We start from the raw sequence: 16,943 nt of genomic DNA, 5'->3' as shown, positions 1-16,943 counted from the left end.
TTTATTGGGATTAATTTAAAAAAGCCACACACACTTTTTGTCCTATAAGCCAAAACTTAACCTTTGCTGATTTCTATAGCTAATTCACAATCTACCAGCGACCGCCTCTGCAGCAACGCTGCAGACAGGGAGCCACACCACCCGCTCATCCCACTAAATCAGCCCACTTCTCACACGCGTTGCTCATTACTCTAGTCCTATCCCCATCCTTCTCGCCGGTTTACGAGGGGATATGTTTTTTACCCCCTCCTCCCCCCCGTGTTTAAGGAGACATATATTCCCCCCTTGCCCCCCAGGCCAAATTAGACTGCGCTGACACTGAAAAGGGTCCTGATCTCTAGGCTCTATGATAATTTTGAAAACAAAAACACTATATCCTCTAAGCAAACTTTTCGAGCTTGACTCGCCAGTTTGTGTGAGGATATAGTGTTTTGTTTCATTACCTATGAATAGAGAACAGGACCCTTTTTAAAGTCGCGCATCTAATTGGCCGGATCCCAAATCTTGGGAATATATATCTCCTTAAACAACTTTATCGCAAACTGATCCGTCAACCCCGCCACATAGTCCACGATATCCGTCAGCGTAATAATTCTATTCGGATCCACACCCTGTCTTACCACTTCATGGCGTAAAAGTTCCGGATTATCCAAATAATACAAAAACAAATATTTCACCACATGAGCTGCCCGATTGCGGTCCGGGATTAAAGAAGGAGCCCGATATACCGCCTCAAACATAAAACGGCGAAACTCATGCATTACGTATTCCACTTCCTTCGACATATGAATTTCCGGTTTATCCATGGATTCTCGTACCATATCCATAACCATAGTCGTAATCATCTGGGATGGCGTTGTGCCCAAAACAGAGCGCACCGATTCCGGCAAATCGTTAGAGGATAACATGCCCGCACGCTGGGCATCATCAAAATCATGACACAAGTAAGCTATTCTATCGCTAATCCGAATAATCTGACCTTCCAAAGTAAGCGGTATGTGCGTGCCCGTATGCCCCAAAATACCATCGCGCACTTCCTTTGTTAAATTGAGCCCGAGGCCATCTTTTTCAAGAACTTCCAAAGTCCTAAGACTCTGCTCATTATGGTTAAAATGCCCCACCATATCGCGCAGTGCATATTCCCCCACATGGCCAAACGGCGTATGACCCACATCATGGCCCATGGCAATGGCTTCAACCAAATCTTCGTTAAGACGCAGCGCCCGCGCAATGGTTCGGCCGATTTGACCAACTTCCAAGGTATGTGTCATCCGAGTGCGATAGTGATCCCCCGGTGCAATATACACCTGTGTCTTATGCTTCAAACGACGAAAACATTTGCTGTGAATAATTCTATCGCGGTCACGCTGAAATGCCGTACGCAAATAATCCGGTTTCTCTTCACGATCACGGACCGCAAACTTACTCTTTGCTGCATAAGAGGATAAAATTACTTCTTCTCTCGCTTCAATTTCTTCTCGGATTGTCATATAGCCTCCTGTTGCCATATTTACCCTCCACCGGGCTATGAGCCAACTACGCATCCATTATCGCAGTTCTTTTTAATATAGCTCACTTTTAATAAGTTTTACTTAATGCAATAATACGGCATAACGTAATCAAACGTCAATGCCGTATTGTTTTAGCGACTCGCTTCCTGTTGCTTATTGCGCTCAATAATCTGCATTACAAACGAAGCCGTTTCTTCGATAGATTTATTGGACACATCAAGGATAGGACAATGAACGCGGCGCATAACAGCCCTTGCATAGGCCAATTCTTCTTCAATACGAGCAATATTGGCATAATTGGCTTCACCGTCAAGGCCCATAGTGCGTAAACGTTCACTGCGAATATTATTTAATTTGTATGGATCGATGATAAGACCTACTACCTTTTTAGGCGGTATTTTGAATAATTCTTCCGGCAATGGCACTTCCGGCACCAACGGCAAGTTGGCGGCTTTGATTTTTTTATAAGCTAAGAACATAGATAACGGCGTTTTACTGGTACGGGAAACACCGATAATAACAATATCGGCCTTCTCAAACCCAGACGGATTTTTACCATCATCATATTTTACGGCAAATTCAATGGCCTCCACCTTTTTAAAATATTCTTGGTCCAACTTATGAATCATACCGGCCGTCAAACGAGGTTTTGTATCAGCAATGGTGCCCACTGCATCAAGAACAGGTCCCATAATATCAACGGCCTGAATCCCCATGTTTTCAGCTTCTTTATGCAAATATTGACGTAATGTAGGCGATACAATCGTGTGACAAATAATACTTTGTTCCTTCGCGGCCTCACTAATTACATCATCAATCTGGCTTTCCTGACTGATATAGGGAATGCGAATAATATCTATATTCTCCTTGTCGAATTGGCTCGCCGTCGCACGTGCTACGGACTCGGCCGTTTCGCCCAAAGAGTCGGAAATTGCAAAAATAACTTTATTGTTCTCCATGCCACACCTCAATTAAATCTATTAAGCGAACTCATTTCACTTTTTATTTTAATATGTCTAATCACAATGTGCAATATTACTTTACACCGCAATCTAAAAATAATTTAGTTACGGTCGTTTTAGAAATACGGCCCAACACTTTGTATCGACGACGGCCGTCATCTTCTCCCCGTTCCACAACGGGCAGACAGTCCACTTCATAATCAATCATACGCTGTGCCGCTTCTACCACACTGTCTTCGGCGGTGCAGGAAATCATCTTGCTCACGGGTGTCATAATCATGGAAATCGGCATCGTCTTCGGATCATTTTGACCGATGGCGGCTCGCAATAAGTCCTTACGAGATACAAGCCCCAATAAGTAGCCGTCATCACAAATAAGGACGGTCCCCACATCTTCGGTAAACATGGTAACAATCGTATCATACAGATTCGTATCCGCCGTTACAGCTACGGCCTGCGCCATCACCTGACCTACCGTAAATTGCCGAATTTCATTGGCAATAGGGCTCACACCTTGCTGACCGACATAATAATACCCTACCTTAGGCCGTGCATCTAAGAGGCCCATCATGGTCAAAACGGTCAAATCAGATCGCAAGGCAGAACGGGTTAAATCTAATTTAGCGGCAATGGCTTTCCCCGTAATCGGGCCTTCTTCTTTTACAATATGTACAATTTGGTCTTGCCGTTTAGTTAATTGCAAAACAGCCCCTCCTTTTATACTTTTTATAAAAAACAGGAGGCTACATGTAGCCTCCTGTCGCATTACACAGTAGTATTACCACTCTAATTCATTGCCAAGATTCCGGCCACGACCGGTCACAGCGTCAAGCATAATACGTTGTTCCAATTGAGCCACCATTTTTTTAGTTGCTTTTACCGCATCAGGATTTACCGAAATAGAATCGATACCGCTGCGCACCAAGAATTCACAGAATTCAGGGTATACGCTCGGAGCCTGACCACAGATGGATACTGTTTTGCCATCGCGGTGAGCTACTTCGATTAAGTGATGAATAGCACGGCGAACAGCCAAATTGCGTTCATCATAAATGTGTTGAACTGTTTCATTATCACGGTCACAACCGAGGATTAACATCGTCAAGTCGTTAGAACCGATGGAATAACCATCAACATATTGGTTAAATTGATCAGCCAAGATAATGTTGGAAGGAATTTCAGCCATGAGCCAGATTTTGAAGTCCGCACTGCGAGCTAAACCGTTTTCAGCCATAACACGGGTAACTTCAGCAGCTTCCTGTACCGTACGGCAGAATGGAATCATAACCTGCAAGTTTTTAAAACCATATTCTTCACGCACTTTTTTAATGGCCTGCAATTCCAATTGGAAAGCCGGTGCGTATTTAGGATCATAGTAGCGGGAAGCACCGCGCCAGCCGAGTAAAGCACTGGATTCATGCGGTTCATGTTTGTCGCCGCCCTTAAGGTCACGGTATTCGCTGGATTTGAAATCGCTGAGGCGAAGTACAACCTGACGAGGCGCCAAAGCCTGACAAACTTTGCGCATACCTTCAGCCAATGTATCAATGGCAAATTGACTGCGGCCGGTTTCAATTAAATGTAACGGATGTTCATGAATGAAGGTAGTCCAAATAAATTCTTCACGCATAAGACCAATGCCGTCGCATGGAAGTACGCCGTATTTTTCAGCTAAATCAGGATCACCCAAGTTCATGTATACTTTAGTGCCTGTTACCGGGATGTATTCGCTTACTACTTGTGCCGAAGCTTCTTCTTTCGGTTTAACCGCATCTTCAAGCATACCGTCATACACGATACCATTAGTGGCATCAACCGTAATTAACTGACCGTCACTGATACGGTGCGTTGCTTCTTCACTGCGACTCTTCGTGCCAACGATACAAGGAATGCCTAATTCACGACTTACGATAGAAGCATGACAAGTCATACCACCGGCGTCCGTAACGATAGCTTTTGCCTTTTTCATAGCCGGTACCCAGTCAGGAGCCGTCATAGTCGTTACGAGGATTTCCCCTTCTTTGAAGCTGTCGATATCGGCCGGATCAAGGATTACATGAGCTTTGCCGGCAGCTTTACCGGGACTGGCCGGTAAGCCTTTAACTACGATTTCACGAGTTGTGGTAGTCGGTGCATCTGTTGCTTTTTCAACCGGCTTCACTTCTTTATTCTTGCGGGACCATACAGTTTCCGGACGAGCTTGCAAAATCCAAATCTTGTTGTCCCGTTCGTCTACGCCCCATTCCATATCCATGTAGCAGCCATAATGTTTTTCGATGGCTTTGGCATAAGTTGCTAATTCTAAAACCTGTTCATCTGTAATAACCTGAGTTTTTGCTTTTTCTTCAGGAATTACAATTTCAGCACAATCGCCGTCCGGATTACGAACTAAGGCGATATTTTTATCATTAATCATACGGTTAACAATCTTCATATCTTTTTTGTTGACCGTAAAGTTATCCGGTGTAACCGTACCTTGTACTACATATTCGCCAAGACCCCAAGAGCCTTCAATCAAGATGCTTTCATCATTGCCTGTAACGAGGTCAACGGTAAACATAACGCCTGCCGCTTTGGAGAATACCATCATCTGAATGGCCGCACTCAAAGCAACCGTCATATGGTCAAAACCTTGTTTTACACGATAGTAAGTAGCACGGTCGGTAAACGTAGAGGCGTAGCATTCTTTAACTTTCTGAATGATAACGTCCGCACCGCGTACGTTTAAGTAGGTATCTTGTTGGCCAGCAAAGCTGGCATCCGGTAAGTCTTCGGCGGTAGCACTGGAACGAACCGCTACAAACGGATTTTCTTCTTTAACTTTTTCACCGAGTTCAGCGTAAGCTTTTTCAATAGCATCAGCCAACTCTTTAGGCATTTCCGCATCGCAAATTAATTTACGGATATTCGCACAAATTTCACGAAGTAATGCGGAGTTTTCCACATCATCTAATTTATCAAGTTCTGCTTTAATTTTATCTTCTAAACCGGTTTGCTCCATAAAGAACCGATAGCCATGAGCCGTGGTAGCAAAACCATACGGTACCGGCACATTGGTAGAGGACGTCATTTCCCCTAAGGACGATGATTTACCACCTACTAACGCCACATCTTCACGTTTTAATTCGTCAAACCAAAGTACATATGCATTTTCACGATTCATTATATGAAACCTCCTGAATAAAAGAAATACATCAACTACATAAATAGTATAACACATTTAATTGTGTGTCAATCATTTTTTCAAATTCTGATGCACTATATAGAATATACAGAAGCTAGTGTATCACATATAAACGCTAGGCAAAAGAAAAGAGCAACCCTTTAGGAATGCTCACATTCGCTGAGGATTGCTCTTTAACTTAACTATTTGTAATAGCTTGTTGACGTATTGACATAACCGCGTCAATTAGTGCAACACATTTAACTGCAGATAAATTTAAGTGCAGATGCATTTAACTACAGATACATTTAATAGTAAATGTAATATCGCTTAACGGCACTATTAGTTAAATTTGATTTTGATAAATTTACGTTTACCCACCTGAAGAACCATGTCTTCAGCGAGTTCGATATTTTCATCGGAACATTTTTCACCGTTAATTTTGAAAGCACCGGCTTTAATGGAGCGACGGGCTTCACTGTTCGAGGCAGTAAGACCTGCATCGGTCAAAAGCTGTGGCACATATACAGGTTCGGTTGGTTTTGCCATCGCGTATTCAGGAATATCAGTCGGTAAATCGTGTTTTTGGAAAACGCGGATAAACTGTTCTTGTGCTTCATTAGCTGCTTCTTCACCATGATACAAGCGCACAATGGTATGAGCCAATTTCATTTTCGTGTCGCGCGGATGAGCTGTACCATTTTCCAAGGCCGCTGCCAATTCTTCCTGATCTTCGATGGACATATCCGTAACGAGCATGAAATAACGCATCATGAGCTCGTCAGGAATGGACATAGCTTTACCGTACATTTCCGTAGCCGGTTCGCTGATGCCGATGTAGTTGCCCAAGGATTTACTCATTTTCTGAACACCGTCAAGGCCTTCCAAAATAGGCATAGTAATGATAGTTTGAGGCTCCTGACCATATTCTTCCTGTAAATGGCGACCCATTAGCAAGTTGAAAGTTTGGTCCGTACCGCCAAATTCAATGTCTGCATGTAAAGCAACAGAGTCGTAACCCTGCATCAAGGGGTACATGAATTCATGAACACCGATAGCACGACCTTCGCTGTAACGTTTTTGGAAATCATCGCGTTCTAACATACGCGCTACTGTATATTTAGCAGCCAGTTTCAAAACATCTTCAAAGGATAATTTGCTGAGCCATTCACTGTTGTAAACCACTTTAGTTTTGGACTCATCCAATACTTTAAAGATTTGCTCTTTATAAGTAGCCGCATTATGAGCAACTGCCGCTTCATCCAATGGCGGACGGGTTGCACTTTTACCGGTAGGGTCACCGATGCGAGCCGTAAAATCACCAATTAAAATTACGATTTGATGACCTAAATCTTGGAAGGTTTTTAATTTGCGCAAAACAACCGTATGGCCCAAATGAATATCTGGTGCCGTTGGGTCAAGGCCCAGCTTAATCGTTAACGGTTTGTTTTCAGCAATGGATTTTGCCAATTTCTTCTTAAAATCTTCTTCAGGAAGTAAATTCTCCACGCCGTGTTTAATCAGACGCAACTGTTCTTCCAATGTCTTCATCAATCTTCCTCCTCGAATGCCCCAAACAGGCATGTATATGTACTTTAAAATTAATTATTCACTTTTACCGGACTTAGACGCACCGCCTCCGGAACTACGGGAACTGCCGGATCCGGATTTGCTGCTATCGGAGTCGGAACTGCTTTCTGCCGAATTGTCAGTACTTTCTACAGTAGCATCGTCCTTATCCTTAGCATCTTTTTTATCTTTGTCCTTATCTTTAGCTTTCGGATCTACCTTTGGAGCCACCGGCGCATAGCCCTGGTTAGCAATAGATGCTGCTCCCGGCGGAACTGTGAAATCACTGGCCGGAATTTCCATAGCATTTAAAGCTTGCGACATGAAATCACGCCAAATAACAGCCGGAACGGTACCACCGGTAATACCATCCAGTGTCTCAATACCATAGTCATCGCCCATCCAAACAGCGGCTACCAAATCAGGTGTATAACCTACAAACCAAGCATCTTTTGATTCATCGGTAGTCCCTGTTTTACCGGCTGCCGGGCGCCCGATAGATGCACCGCCACCGGTACCGCCGGACATTACGGATTCAAGCATATTCGTGATAACATAGGCATATTTAGGATCTACTACGCGCTGTTCTTCCGTACTGTTCTCTTCCACTACCTGGCCATTGCGGTCTACGATTTTAGTAATAGCCACCGGTTTAACTTTAACGCCGCCATTAGCCAAAGTACCATAGGCTACGGCCATATCAATCGGTTTAACACCATTTGTCAAACCACCTAACGCAGCGGCCAAGTTATTATCTTTAGAGTCATCTAAAGTAGTAATACCTAAGCTGCTTGCCAAATTAAGAACTTTACGCATTCCTACAGCATCGGCGAGCTGTACGGCAACGGTATTAACGGAATGCTGCAAGGCATAGCGCAAGGTCATTTGACCGGAATAGGTACCTTCATAGTTCTTAGGACTCCAACCGTTAAATTCAATTTTCTTATCGTCCATAACGGTGCCCGGCGTCATACCGTCCTGAATAGCTGCCAAGTAAACAAATGGTTTAAATGCAGAACCGGGTTGACGTTCAGCCAATACGGCACGATTAAAGGAATCGTCACCACGACCACCAACCATGGCTACAATGTAACCATTATGCGGATTGATCGCAATTAACGCACCTTGCGGCTGTGTTAAGCCTTTGTCATCCGTATAGAAGTTCGGCAAATTATGCATAGCTTGAACCGCTGCATCCTGTGCCTTCATATCAATGGTTGTGTAAATCTTCAAACCGTCTTTATAGACAGCATCGTCGCCGTATTTTTCGGCGATTTCAGAAATAACATAGTCGATAAAGTACGACGCATTGTTATCGCTGTGAGCGGCTTCGGATTTTTCACGAAGACCCAAGTCTTCATCTTTCGCCTTATCCGCGGTAGCTTGGTCAATATAATCATATTTAACCATCTGCCCCAAAACAACAGCCTGACGCGCTTTACCCGCTTTGTAGTTGGTAAGCGGCGAATAATAGTTAGGACTTTGTGGCAAGCCGGCGAGCATAGCCGATTGTGCCAAATCCAAATCCTGAACATTTTTGCCAAAGTATACATGGGCTGCTGCCTGTACACCGTAAGCACCTTGACCGAAATATATTTGATTCAAATACATTTCGAGGATTTCTTGTTTCGTATAATACTGCTCAATACGAATGGCCAACATCGCTTCCATAATCTTACGTTTTAACGTACGATCCTGAGTTAAAAACGCATTACGAGCCAGCTGTTGCGTAATAGTACTACCGCCTTCGGCCACACCGTCATGGGCAATATTAACCCAAATAGCACGCATAATCCCGATAGGGTCTACGCCATGGTGACTATAGAAACGATTATCTTCAGTGGCAATAAATGCATTTTGTAAATCTTTCGGAACCTGTGATAACTTCACCGGTAACCGGTTTTCAGTAGCATGGACAGTTGTAATCAAATTGCCATGCACATCGTAGATCTGCGACGAAGCAGCCGGTTTAACATTGGCCACTTCCGGCAAATCGGACATGGTGGCACCAATGAAGCCGCAACCGGCTCCGGCTATTATAAGGAATACTAAAATACCCACAATCCAAAGGAATCGACGCATTGGCGATTTCTTCTTGGGCGGTTTAGTCGCCGTCGTTCTACGTCGTGTTTGTCGCCCATTTTGAGACGAACCTTGTAAACTCATACGACACCTCTCATTACGAATAATAAGTCATATAGCTTATTATAGCATAACTATGCTACATATGGTATCAGTAAGACTGTGCTACTTCAAATATACCAAAGTAGCACCGGCCCCGCCTTCATCATAGCCGGCAATTTCATAGCGACTGATGTGCGGCAATGTCTTCAAATACTGATGAATACCGGCTCTTAAAGCACCCGTGCCCTTGCCGTGAACGATGCGAACCGGCGAGATACCCGCCATCAATGCCTGGTCGATAAAGTGACTCACATTCTGATTGGCTTCATCCACTGTCTGTCCGATAACATTAAGCTCCGTAGTCGCATGTTTCTGACGTTCCACGGCTGAACCGCCGGCGCGTTTACGCGGTTTTGGTTGAACCGCCGTTTCCTTGCGGCGTAAATTATTGGTTTCTTCGCGGCTTGCTACGGCCAAATCGGTGGCTTTTACATTGGCTGTTAAGCCGTTAACACTTACTTGGATACGCTTACCCTGCACGGCTGCTACCGTACCGACTGCATTTAAGGATACCACGAATACAGTCTGTCCTTCTTTCAACTCTTTTACATTCACCGGCGTACGACGTTCCTGTTCCAATTCAGGCACATTAACACCGGATATATCTTTCCGCGCTTTCGTAATGGCATCTTGCCGTTTGCCCTTATCCGTTTCTGAAAACTGAGATTTCAACTCTTTAATAATCTGTTCCCCTTCGACACGAATGGACTGTTTAAGCTGCTGCGCTTCATTTTGAGCTTTTGCCAAAATCTGTTTACGGCGATCATTAACCTGTTTCTTTTCACGCTCAGCCTGAGTGCGCATGCGCCGTGCTTCATCAAATTCCTTCTTGAGTGCCCGTTCCCGCTCCTGATTGCGACGCAATTGTTCGTTCAAATCACTGAGTACCGCTTCCATATCGCGATTAGCGGAACCTTCGTGAGCCTGTTTGGCATAGTCGATAACTTCACGAGGCACCCCGAGACGAGCGGCAATACTCAAGGCATGACTGCTGCCGGCCACACCGATATGAAGTCGATAGGTCGGACGCAATGTGCGTTCGTCGAATTCCACATGTCCGTTTTCAATACCATCCGTATGGTACGCATAGCGTTTCAATTCATTATAGTGGGTACTCACCATCATGAGCGGTCCACGCTTACGGAAATATTCCAAGAGAGCCACCGCCAAGGCGCTCCCTTCTTCCGGATCCGTACCGGACCCCAATTCGTCAAGGAGCACCAAATCTTTGGCACCGGCTACTTTTAAAATTTTTACAACCTGCGTCATATGAGCGGAGAAGGTACTGAGGCTGGCTTCAATACTCTGCTCATCACCGATATCGGCATAAATACTGTTAAAAATCGGCAAAATAGAGCCTGTTTCGGCCGGAATAAATAAACCGGCCTGATTCATGAGGCTCAAAAGACCTAACGTCTTCATGGCTACAGTTTTACCACCTGTATTGGAGCCCGTAATGAGCAGAATTCGATAGGCCGTCCCCAACGTAATCGTCGTGGGCACTACCACATTGGCCGGAATCAACGGATGACGCGCATTTAAGAGTTTTACTTCCCGTGCCCCGCTAAGTTCGGCCGGAACCGCCTTCATCTTTATCGCCAGATTAGCTTTACCGTACACGAATTCCACATGGGACACGCGTTCACAGGCGTCCATCAAGGTATTGCTGTCTTTGCGAACGGCCTGCGACAATTCCCTATAAATACGGCGAACTTCTTCCTCTTCCGCCAATTCTGCTTCCTGCAAATCATTGTTCAAATTTACGAGGCGCATCGGTTCAATATAGAGTGTCGCACCGGTAGCCGAACGGTCGTGAATCAAACCTTCGAAGGCGTAGCGATATTCCTGTTTTACCGGAATTACATAGCGATTATTACGCTGCGTAACGATAGCCTCCTGAAAGTATTTCTGATTGTTCGGATCGTGCATAATCGCCTGCAAATCACTCTTGATGCGGTCTTTCGTACGCGCAATGGTAGTACGTAAATGCTGCAATTTAGGCGATGCGGAATCCATTAAATTACCTTTTTTGTCAAAAACACGCTCAAACTTGCGTTCTAAGCCGTCATGACGAGGCATATCCTGAATCCAAAATGATAAGAGCGGATAATTCATATATTTGCTGTGAAAAAATGCATACATACGCTTATACGCACTCAATGTGGTATATAAATCCCATAATTCTTCATGAGTCAAAATAATTTCTTTACGACTTTTGGCACAAGCTTCACGAATATCGCGGGTGCCGCCAATCGGTTGTTCGATTTCGGTATTTAGCGAATTGACCGCTTCTACCGTTTCATCGAGAGCCGTTTTAATGGCAATCGGATCCGTTAAGGGCTCCAACTCCATGGCCATTTCCTTCGCTACTTTAGAGCTGCATTCGGCGGCCAATCGTTCTCGAATCACATCAAAATCCAACAGTTTTTCACTGTTCATAGGTAATACAATCCCTCCTATGTAATCACATGGCCAAAGATTGACTACTTTGGCCCGATATATTGCCATAAAATCTTGCTACGCCACCGTATGCTTAAACGGCAGCTTTTTACCTGGCAATATTTAAATCTATGTTTAAAAATCTCTAAAAAATGCCTTTAAAATAGTGTCCCCGTGTAATCGGTAAGGACTCATTCTTAGGCGGTACCGGTAAGGTGTGTGCCAAAATACCGCGATAAGCGCCAATCGTATCACGCAGCCATTCTTTAGACTGCTGACGACCGTCAATGCGAAGAATAGCAATACCTCGTTTTACCAAATCCGGAATGTACGCGCGCATATCGAGCATGCGACTGTTCATGATATGCATGCGGCAATAGGAATCCGTACGAAGTGGGAATTCCTCGCCCAGGCGGTCACGCAAGCGATAAGAGTCCTTCAAACAAGGGGCCGGACAATTGGCTTTACAACCGGTACCGGCAAAACTGCTGATAACACAGTATTCGGAAATCATGAGCTCCGTAAGCCCGTGAACAACACATTCTATAGGCAAAGAGCTATGACGAATGATGGCCGCAATTTGACGTAAAGTGGCTTCTTGGGAAAGAACAACGCTTGAAAGGCCTAATTCGGCTGCTTCACGTACCGCTTCTTTATTAAACAGCTGCAAGCTGCTGTCACCTTCCACCTCCCCTTCATAGCCCATCATTTGGAGCCATTCCAAGGCACCTAAGAAGTGAATGCTGATGGCATTCGGCTTAGCCGCGATAATTGCCTCTAAGGTTGGACGATACGCCTCGATTTCACTTTCCCGAACGATACGCGGCGTCGCCAATACACAACGAATCTGATGCTCACGACAAATAGTCACCACGCGATTATATACATCTAAATTGTACGGCTTACGCTGTAAGCGGTCACCGCCGAAAATAATCTTCTGCGCCCCCGCTTCAATGGCCGGTTTTAATTGCCATTCTTCATCAAGCTGCACCGAAACAATCGGCAAGGAACCGGCCTTAACGCTATGAGTAGCTTTACCGGCTCGTACCATCATACTCTTATAACTTGGTCTGTCCTTAAATTCAGCTGCAATGGCACCTTCGATGCGTGTTAACACCTCAGCCATGGCCTTAGTATGTTTTGCCAATAATATATCTTCCAACCGGGCAACCGCATCACGGCGCATCTGGTTGAGCACACTGGATGGCCACATAAACGGCTCTTCCGGCATATATAAAGAAGCCAACCGGAACACCGTCGTACCTAAACGGCCAATCTGTTCCGACACTTTTTCATGACTGGTCGGCGTCTTATGAGCCCGTTGCACCACATAGTCACCGCTAACCGTAACAGACGTGCCGTCATCCATCAAGAGTGTCAAAGTCGACTCAGAGCCTTCCTGTCCGTCCAAATACGCATGCACATCGTACTTACGGCCAAATTCCTGTAAATTCTGCCAAACTGTTTTCTTTGGACCTTCATCGGATGGACCGATACGCTTCCCCCGATTGCCGGGAGCCACGGCGGTAATCATTTCACGGCCGGAACGATTTTCCAAGTAAGCTGTGGAGAACCCGCGGTTAAAGCCCGCCGTCAAATGTTCTTGGTCTTCAGCCAAGGTTTGACCCGCTCTATCGATAATCTGACGATACGTGCCGATAACCTCTTTCACGTAGGACGCTTTTTTCATACGCCCTTCTACCTTGAAAGAAGCCACACCGGCTTCCAAAAGTTCCGCCATATGCTCACTGTAATTAAGGTCCTTCGGACTCATGATATAGGCTTCGTTTTCAGTATTTATGACCTTGCCCTCGCCATTGATAAGTTCATAGGGCAAACGGCACGGTTGTGCACAGGCACCGCGGTTACCACTGCGGCCGCCGATGAAGCTACTCATGAGGCACTGACCGGAATAACATACGCAAAGGGCACCGTGAACAAACACTTCAATTTCCGCTTTCGCTTCGCGGCAAATCGTTTTAATTTCTTCGAGACTCATTTCACGAGCCAACACAACACGGGTAAACCCCATGCGTTCCAAGAAACGTACCGTCCCCATGTTAGTGGCCGTCAACTGCGTGCTGGCGTGCAAATGAAGCTTCGGTGCTACTCGTTTCGCCAGTTCGGCTAACGCCAAATCCTGCACAATAATGGCGTCTACATTGATGCGTTCCAACTCGCGCAAATATTCTTTTAAATCGTTTAACTCGGCATCGCCGATTAATATATTCACCGTAACAAATACGGACACATCCAACAAATGGGCCAAGCGAACCGCTTCAGCCAACTCTTCTATCTCAAAATTGGCTGCATTCGCTCTCGCATTAAAAGCCTTGCCGCCTAAATAAATTGCATCAGCTCCGGCTTCTAAAGCTGCTAAAAAATTTTCCGACGTGCCTGCCGGTGCCAATAATTCCATACGCCCTCCTTAAGGACTCAATTCGCCATATTTCTATATAGAATTATATCACATTCTTTAAAAAATATGGCAAAATAAGCCGTTATACTGTGCCATCGCACAATATAGCGGCTTATTAATTATTTAATCAGTTAATGTATTTTACTACTAATTGAAACAAATTGCAACTGTTGGCGCCATTTGACGCTCTAATAGCCAATTGAGACCTGCATTGGCACAATAGTCAAATAGATCTCTCCTATTAGCGCAATTTACAACCCAATTCAGCTAACGCAGCCAAAATGTCGTCAATTGCCGGCTGAATATCTTCATCCGTCAAAGTACCTTCATTGCTGCGGAAGGATAAATTGTAAGCTAAGCTGCGATGGCCTTCTTCAATGTGAGCCCCTTCGTACACGTCGAATACGAACGCCCGTTCCAAATACTGACCGCCTTTTTCATAAATGACTTGGCTGATAGCTTCGGAAGATACAGTCTTAGGTGCCACGATGGCAAGGTCGCGAGCGGTGCCCGGGAACTTACTGATACCCTGGTAACGAAGCTGTCCGCGGGTCAAGCCCAAGATAGCCGTCACATCGATATCAAAGAGATATGCTTTGCCCGGTAAATCGTAAGCTTTCATTACTTGCGGATGCACTTCACCCAAAGTAGCAATAACAGTACCATCCACAACATACTGAGCACTTACGCCCGGATGGAGATAGGTTTCTTTGGAGCGTTCAATCGTAGCTTCAATACGAAGTTCTTTAAGAACCGCTTCAAGCACACCTTTTACATCATAGAAGTCGGTGTCACGCTGTGGCTGAGCCCATTGCAAATCTGTCGTTTTGCCCATCATAAAACCACTTACATGGTATTTTTCAACAGGAAGTTCAGTAATCGGCAAGGCTTTCGGTTCGTAAACCGCACCGGCTTCGAACAACCACAAATCATGGTTTTTCTGTGCCAAGTTGCGCGCCGCCGTATCAAGCATGCTTGGAATCAAGGTCGTACGCATTACCGGGAATTCTTCCGTAATCGGGTTCAAAATAGGTACCGCCTGATAACGGCTGTCCGTTTCCGGAATGAGTAATTTCTTGAGGCTGTCCGTATGCATGAAGCTGAACGTAATAATTTCGCTGAGACCCTGGGTTACCAAGGTCTGACGAATTGCTTTCGTAAGCAATTTCTTATCGCTCATGGTGCCACTGTTAAGGTTGGCCCATGGGGTTGTATTCGGAATGAAATCATAACCGTAAATACGAGCTACTTCTTCCGCAATATCCGGCATAACCGTTACGTCGCCGCGCCAGGACGGAACACCAACGGTAATTACATCACCATCTTGTGTCCAAGTGAAGGACAAGGTAGTCAAAATTTCCTGCATCCGTTCGGCGGAAATATCGGTACCTAAGTAGCTGTTAACCGCTGCCACCGTGAAAGATACAGTACGAGCTTCAGCCGGAGCCGGATATACATCCACCACACCTTTAGCTACGGTAATATCTTCCATTAACTCCTGCAACAACTGAGCCGCACGGTCAAGGGCCACCGGTGAGTATTCCGCATTGACACCGCGTTCGAAACGGCCGGATGCTTCACTGCGCATACCCAGCGCACGAGCGGTGCGACGAATGGAGGACCCTTTAAATACAGCCGATTCCAAAATAATCGTCGTCGTTGCTTCGGTTACTTCACTATCGAGACCACCCATAACACCGGCAACCCCTACAGGGCCGTTCGCATCGGCAATAACGAGCATATCCGTGGTCAACTCACGATCCGTACCGTCCAACGTTTTTAAGGCTTCACCGGCTTTAGCGGCGCGGGCCGTCAACTGATGACCGGCTACTTTATCATAATCATATGCATGCATTGGTTGACCGTATTCGAGCATAACATAGTTCGTTACGTCTACCACATTATTGATTGGGCGAATACCGCCGTTACGCAAACGGTTCTGGAGCCACAATGGGGACGGTCCCACTTTAACATTGCCGATAACACGCGCCAAGAAGCGACTGCATAATTCGGCATCATCAATGCCGATTTTTACCATATCGTTGACATCCGTACCATTTTCATTCACTTTAACGGTCGGTTCCGTATTCTGCGCGTTTGTCAAAACCGCAAATTCACGGCTCAAACCGATCATGGAGAAGCAGTCTGCACGATTCGGTGTCAATTCGAATTCATAGACAGTATCGTTGAGCATCACCGCATCACGAATATCCATGCCGATTGGCGTACCTTCCGGCAAAATGTAGATACCTTCCCCTTCGCCCGGCATAACCATATCTTTAGGAATACCCAATTCCGCTACGGAACAGAACATACCGTCAGATACTTCACCACGAAGTTTACCCTTTTTAATTTCCGTGCCGTCAGCCAAACGGGATTTATGGTACGCCACCGGTACCACCTGACCAACAGCCACATTCGTTGCTGCCGTTACGATTTGTTTCGTAATTTCTTCACCCGTTTTGTCATCAAGACAAGCAACCTGGCAAACCTGTAATTTATCGGCATCCGGATGTTTTGTAATTTCTGTAATTTTACCGGTAAAAATCTTTTTCAACCCGGGATCCATCGAGATAACGTCTTCTACCGGAATTCCAGCCTGCGTCAATACATCGGCCAGTTCCTGAGCCGGTTTCGTTGTGTCTACAGGAACATAGTCCTTCATCCATGTTAAACTAGCTTTCATCGTCGTACCT

9 protein-coding genes are annotated in these 16,943 nt (G+C 45.4%); all 9 read right to left on the bottom strand.

Annotated features, from left to right (window positions below; all coding sequences use genetic code 11):
• Positions 1-482: 482 nt before the first annotated feature.
• Positions 483-1,490: a deoxyguanosinetriphosphate triphosphohydrolase gene (locus MXE28_RS04070; RefSeq protein ID WP_247239833.1), complete on the bottom strand. Its 1,008-nt coding sequence runs from the start codon at positions 1,488-1,490 to the stop codon at positions 483-485.
• A gap of 152 nt (positions 1,491-1,642) precedes the next feature.
• Positions 1,643-2,470 carry a pyruvate, water dikinase regulatory protein gene (locus MXE28_RS04065; RefSeq protein WP_021842507.1) on the bottom strand — a complete coding sequence of 276 codons (828 nt, stop codon included), beginning with the start codon at positions 2,468-2,470 and terminating at the stop codon, positions 1,643-1,645.
• A gap of 76 nt (positions 2,471-2,546) precedes the next feature.
• Positions 2,547-3,176, bottom strand: coding sequence for a CBS domain-containing protein (locus MXE28_RS04060; RefSeq protein WP_021842508.1), 630 nt, complete (start codon positions 3,174-3,176; stop codon positions 2,547-2,549).
• 75 nt (positions 3,177-3,251) lie between these two features.
• Positions 3,252-5,636 carry a phosphoenolpyruvate synthase gene (gene ppsA, locus MXE28_RS04055; RefSeq protein ID WP_021842509.1) on the bottom strand — a complete coding sequence of 795 codons (2,385 nt, stop codon included), beginning with the start codon at positions 5,634-5,636 and terminating at the stop codon, positions 3,252-3,254.
• Between the two features lie 342 nt (positions 5,637-5,978).
• The gene (gene tyrS, locus MXE28_RS04050; protein WP_247239832.1) at positions 5,979-7,187 is read right to left on the bottom strand and encodes a tyrosine--tRNA ligase; all 1,209 of its coding nucleotides are present in this window, start codon (positions 7,185-7,187) and stop codon (positions 5,979-5,981) included.
• A 54-nt stretch (positions 7,188-7,241) separates the two neighbouring features.
• The gene (locus MXE28_RS04045; RefSeq protein ID WP_247239834.1) at positions 7,242-9,287 is read right to left on the bottom strand and encodes a penicillin-binding protein 1A; all 2,046 of its coding nucleotides are present in this window, start codon (positions 9,285-9,287) and stop codon (positions 7,242-7,244) included.
• 165 nt (positions 9,288-9,452) lie between these two features.
• Positions 9,453-11,828, bottom strand: a complete 2,376-nt coding sequence (locus MXE28_RS04040; protein WP_247239831.1) for an endonuclease MutS2 — start codon at positions 11,826-11,828, stop codon at positions 9,453-9,455.
• Positions 11,829-11,973: 145 nt separating this feature from the next.
• Entirely contained in the window at positions 11,974-14,247 is a 2,274-nt protein-coding gene (locus tag MXE28_RS04035; RefSeq protein ID WP_247239829.1) for a DUF3656 domain-containing protein, read from the bottom strand.
• A gap of 241 nt (positions 14,248-14,488) precedes the next feature.
• Positions 14,489-16,933, bottom strand: a complete 2,445-nt coding sequence (gene pheT, locus MXE28_RS04030) for a phenylalanine--tRNA ligase subunit beta (RefSeq protein ID WP_021842514.1) — start codon at positions 16,931-16,933, stop codon at positions 14,489-14,491.
• Between the last annotated feature and the right edge of the window lie 10 nt (positions 16,934-16,943).

The sequence above is a fragment of the Veillonella sp. KGMB01456 genome (assembly GCF_023051165.1).
GTDB lineage: Bacteria > Bacillota > Negativicutes > Veillonellales > Veillonellaceae > Veillonella_A.
Note: the sequence above shows the minus strand (reverse complement) of the source record. Positions and strands in the feature narration are given on the sequence as shown.

Excerpts from the sequence above, each read along its gene's own strand:
- MXE28_RS04070 (WP_247239833.1), bottom strand. The coding sequence starts at position 1,490 with ATGACAATCCGAGAAGAAATTGAAGCGAGAGAAGAAGTAATTTTATCC.
- MXE28_RS04065 (WP_021842507.1), bottom strand. The coding sequence starts at position 2,470 with ATGGAGAACAATAAAGTTATTTTTGCAATTTCCGACTCTTTGGGCGAA.
- ppsA (WP_021842509.1), bottom strand. The coding sequence starts at position 5,636 with ATGAATCGTGAAAATGCATATGTACTTTGGTTTGACGAATTAAAACGT.
- tyrS (WP_247239832.1), bottom strand. The coding sequence starts at position 7,187 with ATGAAGACATTGGAAGAACAGTTGCGTCTGATTAAACACGGCGTGGAG.
- MXE28_RS04045 (WP_247239834.1), bottom strand. The coding sequence starts at position 9,287 with ATGCGTCGATTCCTTTGGATTGTGGGTATTTTAGTATTCCTTATAATA.
- MXE28_RS04040 (WP_247239831.1), bottom strand. The coding sequence starts at position 11,828 with ATGAACAGTGAAAAACTGTTGGATTTTGATGTGATTCGAGAACGATTG.
- MXE28_RS04035 (WP_247239829.1), bottom strand. The coding sequence starts at position 14,247 with ATGGAATTATTGGCACCGGCAGGCACGTCGGAAAATTTTTTAGCAGCT.
- pheT (WP_021842514.1), bottom strand. The coding sequence starts at position 16,933 with ATGAAAGCTAGTTTAACATGGATGAAGGACTATGTTCCTGTAGACACA.